The organism is Aquabacterium sp., assembly GCF_048860245.1.
GTDB lineage: Bacteria > Pseudomonadota > Gammaproteobacteria > Burkholderiales > Burkholderiaceae_C > Aquabacterium.
This window is the reverse complement of the sequence record NZ_JBLIZW010000023.1, coordinates 1-11,196: the sequence shown is the minus strand read 5'-3', so window position 1 is coordinate 11,196 and position 11,196 is coordinate 1. Positions and strand designations below refer to the sequence as shown.

Annotated in this window: 11 protein-coding genes; 5 read left to right on the top strand and 6 right to left on the bottom strand. The window is 59.5% G+C overall.

From position 1 onward, the window contains the following. Positions 1 to 86: 86 nt before the first annotated feature. The 5 genes from ACMV18_RS02295 to cysS all read right to left on the bottom strand — a co-directional run bounded on the left by ACMV18_RS02295 (position 87) and on the right by cysS (position 5,957). Positions 87 to 1,343 carry an aspartate kinase gene (locus tag ACMV18_RS02295; protein ID WP_374258537.1) on the bottom strand — a complete coding sequence of 419 codons (1,257 nt, stop codon included), beginning with the start codon at positions 1,341 to 1,343 and terminating at the stop codon, positions 87 to 89. Between the two features lie 137 nt (positions 1,344 to 1,480). Continuing rightward, a complete protein-coding gene (gene tilS / locus ACMV18_RS02290; protein WP_420816527.1) occupies positions 1,481 to 2,863 on the bottom strand; it encodes a tRNA lysidine(34) synthetase TilS in 1,383 nt (460 codons plus the stop codon). Positions 2,864 to 2,868: 5 nt separating this feature from the next. Further along, positions 2,869 to 3,840 (bottom strand): acetyl-CoA carboxylase carboxyltransferase subunit alpha, encoded by a 972-nt coding sequence (locus ACMV18_RS02285; RefSeq protein ID WP_374258541.1) that lies wholly within the window; start codon positions 3,838 to 3,840, stop codon positions 2,869 to 2,871. Positions 3,841 to 3,870: 30 nt separating this feature from the next. Next, the gene (locus ACMV18_RS02280) at positions 3,871 to 4,575 is read right to left on the bottom strand and encodes a DNA-3-methyladenine glycosylase family protein (RefSeq protein WP_420816526.1); all 705 of its coding nucleotides are present in this window, start codon (positions 4,573 to 4,575) and stop codon (positions 3,871 to 3,873) included. Then, the gene (gene cysS, locus ACMV18_RS02275) at positions 4,575 to 5,957 is read right to left on the bottom strand and encodes a cysteine--tRNA ligase (RefSeq protein WP_420816525.1); all 1,383 of its coding nucleotides are present in this window, start codon (positions 5,955 to 5,957) and stop codon (positions 4,575 to 4,577) included. The genes ACMV18_RS02280 and cysS overlap by 1 nt, the downstream gene beginning before the upstream one ends. Positions 5,958 to 6,225: 268 nt before the next feature. Between cysS and ACMV18_RS02270 the strand changes: the two genes are divergently transcribed. From ACMV18_RS02270 to ACMV18_RS02250, 5 genes are read left to right on the top strand one after another with little or no spacing between them, the layout of a single operon-like run. Beyond that, positions 6,226 to 7,326, top strand: a complete 1,101-nt coding sequence (locus ACMV18_RS02270) for a tetratricopeptide repeat protein (protein WP_420816524.1) — start codon at positions 6,226 to 6,228, stop codon at positions 7,324 to 7,326. Next, complete coding sequence (locus ACMV18_RS02265; protein ID WP_420816523.1) at positions 7,323 to 8,666, top strand: L,D-transpeptidase family protein; 1,344 nt, start codon at positions 7,323 to 7,325, stop codon at positions 8,664 to 8,666. The genes ACMV18_RS02270 and ACMV18_RS02265 overlap by 4 nt, the downstream gene beginning before the upstream one ends. Further along, on the top strand, positions 8,663 to 9,217 hold the full coding sequence (locus ACMV18_RS02260) for a peptidylprolyl isomerase (protein ID WP_374258548.1): 555 nt from the start codon (positions 8,663 to 8,665) through the stop codon (positions 9,215 to 9,217). The genes ACMV18_RS02265 and ACMV18_RS02260 overlap by 4 nt, the downstream gene beginning before the upstream one ends. Before the next feature lie 2 nt (positions 9,218 to 9,219). Continuing rightward, positions 9,220 to 9,720, top strand: a complete 501-nt coding sequence (locus ACMV18_RS02255; protein ID WP_420816522.1) for a peptidylprolyl isomerase — start codon at positions 9,220 to 9,222, stop codon at positions 9,718 to 9,720. A gap of 4 nt (positions 9,721 to 9,724) precedes the next feature. Beyond that, positions 9,725 to 10,513 carry a UDP-2,3-diacylglucosamine diphosphatase gene (locus ACMV18_RS02250; RefSeq protein ID WP_420816521.1) on the top strand — a complete coding sequence of 263 codons (789 nt, stop codon included), beginning with the start codon at positions 9,725 to 9,727 and terminating at the stop codon, positions 10,511 to 10,513. A gap of 64 nt (positions 10,514 to 10,577) precedes the next feature. Here ACMV18_RS02250 and ACMV18_RS02245 read toward each other — a convergent pair. Beyond that, positions 10,578 to 11,196, bottom strand: a 619-nt coding sequence (locus ACMV18_RS02245; protein WP_420816520.1) for an AAA family ATPase, incomplete at its 5' end; no start/stop codon positions are given.

Genomic DNA, 11,196 nt, shown 5'->3' with positions numbered 1-11,196 from the left:
CTTCGGCCTCTCGGTCACGACTCCAGCAACAGCAAGCATTCTAGCCCAGAAATTTGAGCTTTCAGCCTGTTGCGCTCAAAACAACATCAGGCTTTGGCTTCGTCCAGACCGAAGGCCTTGTGCAGCGCGCGCACGGCCAATTCCAGGTACTTCTCATCGATCACAACCGATGTCTTGATTTCGCTGGTCGTGATCATCTGAATGTTGATGCCCTCGTCAGACAGCGTCTTGAACATCGTGCTGGCGATGCCGACGTGGCTACGCATGCCGATGCCCACGATCGACACCTTGGCGATCTTGGCGTCACCCACCACATCACGCGCGCCCAGCGCTGGCAGCACATTGGCCTTCAGCAGTTCAACGGTGCGAGCGTAGTCACCACGAGGCACGGTGAACGAAAAATCGGTCTTGCCGTCGTGCGAAACGTTCTGAATGATCACGTCCACATCGATGTTGGCATCGGCGACCTTACCCAGGATCTGGTAGGCAATGCCAGGGGTGTCGGGCACGCCGACCACGGTGATCTTGGCTTCGTCGCGGGTGAATGCGATGCCCGAAACAACGGCTTGTTCCATTTTCTCGTCTTCCTCAAAACTGATGAGCGTGCCTGACTTGGCTTCTTCTGCCAGGTCGATGTCCCAAGGCGTGAAGCTGGACAGCACACGCAGGGGCACGCGATATTTGCCGGCAAATTCCACAGAGCGAATCTGCAGAACCTTGGAGCCCAGCGACGCCATTTCCAGCATCTCTTCAAAGCTGATGCTATTGAGGCGACGGGCTTCGGGCACCACGCGAGGATCGGTCGTGTACACGCCATCCACGTCGGTATAAATCAGGCATTCATCCGCCTTCATCGCAGCAGCCACAGCCACAGCGGAGGTATCAGAGCCACCACGACCCAGCGTCGTGATGTTGCCGTTCGGATCCACGCCCTGGAAGCCAGTGATCACGACCACCTTGCCGGCAGCCAGATCAGCACGAACGCGCGCATCATCAATGCTCTCGATGCGAGCCTTGGTGAAGGCCGAATCCGTCTTGATGGGCACTTGCCAGCCAGCATAGCTGACCGATTCCAAGCCTTCGGCTTGCAGCGCAATGGCCAGCAAACCAACGGAAACTTGCTCGCCGGTCGAGGCGATCATGTCCAGTTCGCGCTCGCTGGGGCGGTCGGAGAGTTCTTTAGCCAGGCCCAGGAGACGGTTGGTCTCGCCGCTCATGGCCGAAGGAACGACCACAAGCTGATGACCTGCCCGCACCCACTTGGCCACACGCTTGGCCACGTTACGGATGCGCTCGGTCGAGCCCATCGACGTGCCGCCGTATTTGTGAACGATCAGTGCCATGTCAGATGTTGTTGGAAACAATCGCGTGCCAAACACACACAGTGCACCTCATCCTGGATGCACGCACGCGATCAAACCCTTTATTTTAGCCTGAGCCTGACCCGGAACCCGCTTGATCGGATCCGAAACAATGGGCATCAAGTCGCACTTGACGAATCGGGAAGCCAATCAAAAGCATATTGAGGCACACCATCCGACGCCACAGCGCGTGCATCCACCCCCAGCCCCGGCACCCACATCAAGCGATCTTCCGCGTAGACCAAAGGACCTTGCCGCAACCACGATGGCACACCCTCGCTCTGAAACTGCTTTTTAAGGGAACGCGGAGGCCGCCCAGGCGCCAACTGGAATTGCTCACCACCGACGCGCGGCCGCAAAACAACTTCCTTTAGCGATTGGGCCGGCACACCGCCCATCGCCACTCGCCGAACACGCAAGCACCCGAACCAGGACGCTACGCGGTGCTCACCCTCGGCCAACGGACCGAGTTTGACCACGGGCAGCGTGGACGCACCGTCAGCACGAAGCAAGGGGCGCTGAGACGAATAGCTCAGACGACCGCGGTACAGCGACACGCCAATTTCCTCCCAATTGGACGCGGACAGTCGCTCGATCATGCCCGGCACCTCATCGGCCAGCCGATAGACCCACCTGGCGGCCAAACTCCGGCCAGCAATTTGCTGATACCAGGCCCGCAGTGCTTCCCGCCGCTCACCAACCGGCCAGCCCGCCCATTGAGCAGCGTCTAAAACTGGTTTCGCGGTTGGTGTGTGATCGCCGTCGTTCGGCACTAACGCTCGCAGCAACAGTTGCTGATGCCACGATGCCATGGCGGGCAAAGCGTCGGCCACTTTGCTGCCGGACGATGCCAAAGCACGCTCCGCATCTGGAAACGCTTCCAGCAGGGCCGGCCAGACGTTCACACGCAATCGATTGCGCGCAAATTGAACATCTGAATTGCTATCGTCCTCAACGTACGCCAATCGATGTGCCGCCACATAGGCTTCAATGGCTTCTCGAGGGTGATCCAGCCATGGCCTGACCCAGCGAATTCCGCCACGCCACTCGTCTTTGGGCATGCTGGCCAATCCCGCGACACCGGCACCTCTCAACGCCTGGAGCAGAAAGGTTTCGGCCTGGTCTCTACGGTGATGCGCCAGCAGCAGCAAATCCCCACCGGCCGTCAACACCATGTCAGACAACGCGGCATAGCGGGCAACCCTTGCGCGCGCCTCCACGCTGGCGCCCCCCGACAGGTCAACAGACACCCGGCGCACCATCAAACTGACGGGCAAGCCGGCTCGCGCCCATTCATCGCAAGTCGTTTGAGCGTGCGCCTGCCAAGCATCAGCCTGTGCACTCAGTCCATGATGAACATGCAAAGCCACCACCCGAAGGGCGGACTCATTTCTGGCCGCCACGGCACAGGCATGCAACAACGCCGTGGAGTCGCGTCCACCGCTGTACGCCACAGCGATGACCCGCTGACTCACAGGATCAGGCGACAGGCCTGAGGCCACAGAGATCAATGCTCTTTGGTGTCGGTGAACCGGCCGTAGCTTTGCAGGCGGTCATAACGCTGTTGCAGCAAGTCCTTGACCTTCAAGTCGCTGACCTGGCGGAACGCATCATTCAGCGCACGCTTCAAGTTGGCGCAAATTTGCTTGTGATCACGGTGCGCACCGCCCACGGGCTCACTGACGATCTTGTCAATCAAGCCCAATGCCTTGAGGCGGTGAGCGGTGATGCCCAGCGCCTCTGCCGCATCCGACGCCTTGTCAGACGTCTTCCACAAGATCGACGCGCAGCCCTCTGGCGAAATGACGGAGTACACCGAGTACTGCAGCATCAAGACCTGATCGGCCACACTGATTGCCAAAGCGCCGCCCGAACCACCTTCGCCAATGATGGTGGTGATGATGGGCACTTCCAGGCGGGCCATCTCGAAGATATTGCGCCCAATGGCTTCGGACTGATTGCGTTCCTCCGCGCCAATGCCCGGATAGGCACCCGGCGTGTCCACAAAGGTGAACACAGGCAAACCAAACTTTTCCGCCGTCTGCATCAGGCGCAGTGCTTTGCGGTAACCCTCTGGGCGAGACATGCCGAAGTTACGCGCCGCGCGCTCTTTCGTGTCCCGGCCCTTTTGATGCCCCAGCACCATGCAAGGCTGTCCATTGAAACGCGCCAGCCCCCCAACGATCGACAGATCATCTGCAAAGTGGCGATCACCATGCATTTCCTGGAAGTCGGTAAACAACTCGTTCACGTAATCCAGCGTGTAAGGACGCTGAGGGTGACGGGCAATCTGGGTGACCTGCCAAGGCGACAGTGTCGAGTAGATGTCCTTGGTGAGCTGCATGCTCTTTTTGCTCAGACGGTCAATCTCCTCAGAGATGTCCACCGCTGACTCACTCTGCACGTAACGCAGCTCTTCAATCTTGGATTCCAGCTCGGCAATCGGTTGCTCGAACTCGAGGAAGTGTCGTTTGCTCATGGCAAATTCCTTCATCACGCCGGGTTGGCGTCAATACTCCACGGGCAGCGGGTCGAGGCTGCGCCACAGATACCAGGTCCCCACTGTACGGTAGGGCGCCCAGGCTTCGGCCACATCCCGCGCTTCGGCTCGGGACACTGGCTCACCACTGAAATAACTCTGGCTGATCCCCTTGATCAACCCCAAATCATCGAGGGGCAACACATTGGGGCGCATCAGGTAAAAAATCAAGAACATTTCGGCCGTCCACCGGCCAATCCCTCGGATGTCGGTCAGCTCATCAATGATGGCCTCATCGTCCATCTGCTGCCACTGCTCAAGATGCACACGCCCCTCATCAAAGTGGCTGGCCAAGTCGCGCAAGGACTCGACCTTGCGCGCAGACAGGCCAGCTTGGCGCAAGGCATCGGGCGCCTGGCGCAACACATCAGCCACAGGAATCGGCGCGCGTGACGCACTGACATCTCGCCCCAAAAGGGTCAAGAAACGCTCCCAAACCGATTGAGCTGCTTTCACGGAAATCTGCTGCCCCACGATGGACCGCGCCAGTGTCGTGAAGGCATCACCACGGCTGTATAAACGCGCATGGCCGTGATCCGCAATCAGCTTGCGCATCACACGGTCACGCTTGGACAGGTGCTTGCACGCCTCATCCCAATAAGGCGGCGTGACCAGCTGCGCATCCAGCACGGCTTCGGCGGCAACGTCGGGAACAGGTGTCGCAGCAGCAGTCATCAGGCCTTCACCCACGTCGTCCCTTGCGGACCGTCTTTGAGAACGATGCCTTGGGCTGCCAATTCGTCGCGAATGCGATCCGACTCCGCAAAATTCTTGGCCTTCTTCGCTTCAGCGCGTGCAGCGATCAATGCTTCAATGGCCGACACGTCGGCATCCGCGCCGGCGCCACCTTGGAGATACGCTTTGGGCTCCTGCTGCAACAAACCCAACAAGCCCGCCAGCGCCTTCAGCAACGACGCAGTCTCTTTCGACCCGGAGCGGTTCACTTCGGCCGCCAAGTCAAACAGCACGGCGATCGCGATAGGCGTGTTGAGGTCTTCATCCATTGCCGCCCTGAAACGTGCCGCCTGAGGGTGAGTCCAATCAATGGCAAACGCGTCTGCGGCAGCCACCGTGTCCAGGGTGGTGTACAGACGACGCAAGCCACTGCGCGCGTCTTCCAGGCCCGCATCGCTGAAATTGAAGGGACTGCGGTATTGGGTTCGCAGCATGAAGAAACGCAGGGTTTCTCCGTCAAAGTGCTTCAACACATCACGGATGGTGAAGAAGTTGCCCAGCGACTTCGACATCTTCACGTTGTCAACGTTCACAAAGCCGTTGTGCAGCCAGTAATTGACAAACGGTTTTCCGGACGCACCTTCACTCTGCGCGATCTCATTCTCGTGATGAGGAAACTGCAGGTCCAACCCACCACCGTGGATATCAAAGTGCTCACCCAGCAAGGAGCAGCTCATGGCCGAACACTCGATGTGCCAACCAGGGCGCCCCGCGCCATAAGGCGACTCATATTTGGCATCAGCGGGCTCTTCAGGCTTTGCCGACTTCCACAAGACGAAGTCCAGTGGATCTTGCTTGCCATCATCCACAGCAACGCGCTCGCCTGCACGCAACTGATCCAAGCTCTTGCCCGAAAGCTTGCCGTAACCGGGGAACTTGCGCACGGCATAGTTCACATCACCATTGCAGGCGCGGTAGGCCAGTCCATTGGCCTCCAGCTTGCCGATCAGGTCCAGCATCTGTCCGACGTATTCTGTCGCCCGCGGCTCATGCGTCGGTGGCTCGATACCCAAAGCAGCGATGTCATCGTGCATCGCCTGCGTCATCTCATCGGTCAACTGACGAATCGTGATGCCGCGCTCCACGGCACGACGGATGATCTTGTCATCAATGTCAGTGATGTTGCGCACATAGGTCACGTCGTAGCCTGACGCCTTGAGCCAACGCTGCACGACGTCGAACGCCATCATCATGCGGGCGTGCCCAACGTGGCAGTAATCATAGATGGTCATCCCGCACACATACATGCGAACCTGACCTGGGGTCAGGGGCTGAAACACCTCGATCTGACGCGACAGACTATTGAAAAGACGCAAACTCATGAGAAATATCGGGGATCTTCGGCGAAGTCGGGGTGTGCCACATGCACGACACACGGACAGGATGCTGGCCGTTAAGCGCCCGCCCCGCTCAGATACAATCCGGCGAGTATAGCGGTCCACCTGCGATCAGGGGGTGACAAGCCCCGGCGGACAAGTCAGGACTGTTATTCTTACCGTTTGATTGCGGGCTGAAGATGGCGCGAAATGCATCCGTCTTGGCGCCTGCGGCTTTCTGCGCCCCGTGCGCGTCCGACAACCACGATTGCTCATGCCTTTCTTCGACGCCGTGCCTTCCAACGGACTCCGCCTGACCGCCCTGGCCGCCAAGTGCCTGACCGCCGCAGCCCTCTCGCTGACCATGTTCAGCGCACTTGCCGATGATGTCGGTGATGTTCAGAAATTGCTGGCAGCCGGCAAAAACATCGAGGCATTGCAACGTGCGGACCAATTCCTGTCCAACAAGCCGCGTGACCCCATGATGCGTTTCTTGCGCGGCATCAGCCTGTCGCAAGCCGGTCGCACACCCGAAGCCATCACGGCTTTCACCAAGCTGACAGAAGATTTCCCAGAGCTGCCTGAGCCGTTCAACAACCTGGCCGTGCTTTACGCGCAGCAAGGCCAATATGACAAGGCTCGCAATGCGCTGGAAATGGCCATTCGGACCAATCCAAGCTATGCGACGGCTTACGAGAATTTGGGAGATGTTTACGCCAAGTTGGCCAGCCAGGCCTACTCCAAGGCACTGCAAATCGACACCCGCTCGGCGGTCGCCCCCAAGCTGGCCATGATCCGAGACCTGTTCCCCAAAGAACGTAACTCGATCCTTGCCGCCGCGCAGCCTGTTCAAGCGCCTGTGCCTGCACCTGTGGCCACCCCGGCAGCCAAGCCAACGCCCGCACCAGCACCGGCCTCTGTACAGCCTGCACCGACACAGGTTGCAAAGGCACCGGTGACCACTGCGCCCCCAGCTCCCAAGCCTGTTGCAACGGCAGCGCCCGAGCCACGCGCAGAAGCTCGCAAGGACACCGGAGCGAAATCAGAGCGTGACGTTGAAAACGCCGTGCGTGACTGGGCCGCAGCCTGGAGCAAGAAGGACCTCAAGGGCTACTTCGCGTCTTACAGCCGCGACTTCGATGGCGGCAAAACCCGCAAGGCGTGGGAAACCGAGCGCCGTGATCGCATCAACGGCAAGCGCAACATTTCTGTGAAGATCAGTGGACTGCAGGTCGACGTCAACGGCAGCAAGGCCGTGGCCCGCTTCCGTCAAGAATACAAAGCTGACAACCTGAACGTCAGCAGCAGCAAGCGTCTTGACCTCGTTCGCTCTGGTGGTGGCTGGGTCATCGTGAAGGAAAGCGCGGGATCGTGATTGGTTCGTTGACGCGCCGGGAGCTCCGCGTCGTGCGCCGTTGGCTACCCGAACTGAAACTGGTCAGCGGAATGGCTCTGGGAGCCATTTTCGCTTTCTGCCTTTTCGCCCCATTGTCGGACAACGCCTGCGCTCGCCCTCACAAGGACAAGCCCCAGGCAACCAAGCAGGAAGCGCCACGGCTGCAACAGAAGCCAGCAGAGAACAATGAGCCGCGCATCCCGCAGCAATCGTTTTCTGCCGAAGCTCGACTGCTGGAGGTCTACCGACTGATTGGTGACGGCAAAGGTGGCAATGCACTGCAAAAGGCAGAGCAGCTTGTTCGCGACGTGCCCAACTTCCAGTTGGCTCAATTGGTCTACGGCGACCTTTTGCTGTCGCGCACCAAGGTTTTGCCCACCATGGGCAACGCCCCCGCCAGCATGGCAGCAACGTCTCAGGCTCGACTGGAGCAGCTGCGTGAAGAGGCTCGGCGACGCCTCTCAGCGTTGACAGAAAAGCCACCTGCCGGCGCCCTGCCCGCACAGTTCATCGCCGTACCGCCTACGACCAAGCATGCCATTGCTGTGGATGCCAGCCGGTCTCGGCTTTATTTGTTCGAGAACGGCCCCAATGGCCTTCAATTGGTCGCTGACCATTACGCCTCCATCGGTCGTTTGGGATCAGACAAGAGCTTCGAAGGTGACCAGCGCACGCCACTTGGTGTTTACTACATCACCAGCCGTCTCGATGCCAGCCAGCTGACCGACTTCTATGGCGCAGGCGCCCTACCCTTGAACTACCCCAATGAGTACGACCGCCGATTGGGGCGAACCGGCCGCGGCATCTGGTTGCATGGCGTGCCCAGCGACAGCTACGCACGCAGCCCCAACAGCACCGACGGCTGCGTCGCCTTGGCCAACCCAGAGCTGCAAACCATCCTGAACCGGGTACAGCCCCGCACCACGCCCGTGGTGATCGCCAAATCTCTGCAATGGATCCCCCCATCCAAGGCCGAACCCGAGCGTCGCAACCTGCAAAACCTGATTGAGGGCTGGCGCGTCGCCCGAGCTAGCGGCGACGTCACGAGGCTGATGTCCTTTTACTCGCCGCAGTTCGTGAGCAGTGGCAAGGACGTGAATCAATGGCGCCAGTTGCTGCAGCGTGATATCAATCAACTGCGGGGACACTCGCTCCAGTTGAAAGATCTCGCCATCCTGGGTTGGCGAGACAAGAGTGACGTTCTGGTCGTCACCTTTGGCGAAGTCTCTGACGGTCAACGCACAGGTGCCCTCAAGCGTCAGTATTGGGGCAAAGAGGGTGGCCTCTGGAAAATCTTCTATGAAGGAGTGATCGGATGATCCGTAAACTGATTCTGGCCGGCGTGATCGGCCTCACCACCTTGGCGGCACAGGCACAAAACATCCGCTTGAGCACCAGCATGGGCGATATCGTGGTGCAACTGGATGCGGCCAAGGCCCCCAAAACCGTCGATAACTTTGTGCAGTACGTGAAGGCGGGCCACTACAACGGCACCGTGTTCCACCGCGTCATCGAAAGCTTCATGATCCAAGGCGGCGGCATGACGCCCGATCTGCGCGAAAAGCCCACACGCGCGCCCATCCCTCTGGAAAGCCGCAACGGCCTGAGCAACGTTCGTGGCACCATCGCCATGGCGCGAACCAACGTACCTGATTCGGCCACCTCGCAGTTCTTCATCAACGTGAAGGACAATCTGTTCCTTGACGCTGCCCGCTCCCCAGATGGCAATGGCTATGCCGTGTTTGGCAAAGTCGTGCAGGGCATGGACGTGGTCGACAAGATTCGCAAGGTTGAGACCACGCAACGCGGCATGTACGGCGACGTTCCCGCTCAGCCCGTCATCATCAAACAAGCCTCCATCGAGAAGTAAACATGACCAAAACCGTTGAACTGCAAACCACCGCTGGCGTCATCCGCCTGGAACTGGACGACACCAAGGCCCCCATCACCGTGGCCAACTTCCTGGAGTACGTGAATGCCGGCCACTACAACGGCACGATTTTTCACCGAGTGATCAAGGGTTTCATGATTCAAGGCGGCGGCTTTGAAGTCGGCATGAAGCAAAAGGCCACCAAGGCCGAGATCCAGAACGAAGCCAACAATGGGCTGAAGAACGACAAGTACACCATCGCCATGGCCCGTACCAGCGCCCCGCACTCGGCCAGCGCCCAGTTCTTCATCAACAGCACCAACAACGACTTCCTGAACTTCAAGTCCGAGTCCATGCAGGGTTGGGGCTATGCCGTGTTCGGCAAGGTGGTTGCCGGCACCGAAGTCATTGACGCCATCGAGAAGGTTCGCACCGGTCGCAAGGGCTTCCATGACGACGTGCCGCTGGAAGACATCGTGATCACCCAGGCTGTTGAAGTCTGATGCGATGGGGAAGCCTCCCTTCCCCACGTCGGAAACACTGATTGCACCGCCCTCGTGGCGGTGCATTGATTTCATCTCCGACCTGCACCTGCACGAGGACCTGCCCAAGACCACTGCGGCCTTGGCTCACTACCTCGACACCACCCCTGCCGATGCCGTGTTCCTGTTGGGGGACATTTTTGAAGCCTGGGTCGGTGACGACATGCGAACGCAGCCGTACGAGCAACGATGCGCAGACATGTTCGCCAAGGCGAGCCAGCGCACTCGCTTGTTCATGATGGTGGGGAACCGAGATTTCCTGCTGGGCCCCGACATGGTGGCCGCTTGTGGCGCGGAACACTTGCCCGACCCCACCGTGCTGTGCGCCTTTGGCCAGCGCGCCTTGTTGATGCACGGGGATGAACTGTGCCTAGCCGATGAGGCGTACCTCCGCTTCCGCGCTCAGGTCCGCCAGCCCGCGTGGCAGCAGGCTTTTCTGGCCGCACCGTTGACCGCACGCCTGGCCCAAGCCCAACAAATGCGCAATGCCAGCCAGATGCATCAGAAGACGCAAGCGCCCGAGCAATGGGCCGATGTGGACGAAACCAGCGCCGGTCAGCGGATGGCCGCTGCGCACGCCCCCACGCTGATCCACGGACATACCCACCATCCTCAGACGCAGTCTTTTGGCAGGAAGCAAGTCGCCAACGGCGTCCGTCACGTGCTGTCAGACTGGGACTTGGACCACGCACATCCCCGCGCGGAAGTGCTGCGCTGGACCGCTGAGGGCTTTGTGCGCGTGAGCTGGCGATAGCGTCTCTCACCAATGTGTGCGAGCAAAAACAAAGGGCCGGAAGATCCGGCCCTTTTTATTTGCATCACACTGCCGTAGCCGCTTCCGGCTTGGCCTTGTCCGACTTCTTCAACGGTTGAATGTCGAGCTTGACCTCGGCGGCGTCGCCCGCCTTCTCGTCCACATCCACCGTCAGGCGACCACCATCGACCAATCGACCGAACAGCAACTCGTCGGCCAAGGCGCGACGGATGGTGTCCTGAATGAGACGCTGCATCGGGCGAGCACCCATGAGTGGATCGAACCCACGCTTGGCCAGATAACGGCGCAGGGTGTCGGTGAACGTGACTTCCACCTTCTTCTCGGCCAACTGGCTTTCGAGTTGCAGCAGGAACTTGTCCACCACACGCAGGATGACTTCCTCATCCAGAGGCTTGAAGCCCACGATCGCATCCAGGCGGTTGCGGAACTCAGGCGTGAACTGGCGCTTGATGTCGGCCATTTCATCGCCCTGCTCCCGCTGTGTGGTGAAGCCGATGGTTGACTTCTGCAGCGTTTCAGCGCCCGCGTTCGTGGTCATGATGATCAACACATTGCGGAAGTCCGCCTTGCGACCGTTGTTATCTGTCAGCGTGCCGTGGTCCATCACCTGCAGCAGGATGTTGAACACATCCGGGTGCGCCTTCTCGATTTCATCGAGCAGC

Bases quoted from the DNA above. Each gene is read 5' to 3' on its own strand.
- ACMV18_RS02295 (WP_374258537.1), bottom strand. From the start codon at position 1,343: ATGGCACTGATCGTTCACAAATACGGCGGCACGTCGATGGGCTCGACC.
- ACMV18_RS02285 (WP_374258541.1), bottom strand. From the start codon at position 3,840: ATGAGCAAACGACACTTCCTCGAGTTCGAGCAACCGATTGCCGAGCTG.
- ACMV18_RS02280 (WP_420816526.1), bottom strand. From the start codon at position 4,575: ATGACTGCTGCTGCGACACCTGTTCCCGACGTTGCCGCCGAAGCCGTG.
- cysS (WP_420816525.1), bottom strand. From the start codon at position 5,957: ATGAGTTTGCGTCTTTTCAATAGTCTGTCGCGTCAGATCGAGGTGTTT.
- ACMV18_RS02270 (WP_420816524.1), top strand. From the start codon at position 6,226: ATGCCTTTCTTCGACGCCGTGCCTTCCAACGGACTCCGCCTGACCGCC.
- ACMV18_RS02260 (WP_374258548.1), top strand. From the start codon at position 8,663: ATGATCCGTAAACTGATTCTGGCCGGCGTGATCGGCCTCACCACCTTG.
- ACMV18_RS02255 (WP_420816522.1), top strand. From the start codon at position 9,220: ATGACCAAAACCGTTGAACTGCAAACCACCGCTGGCGTCATCCGCCTG.
- ACMV18_RS02250 (WP_420816521.1), top strand. From the start codon at position 9,725: ATGGGGAAGCCTCCCTTCCCCACGTCGGAAACACTGATTGCACCGCCC.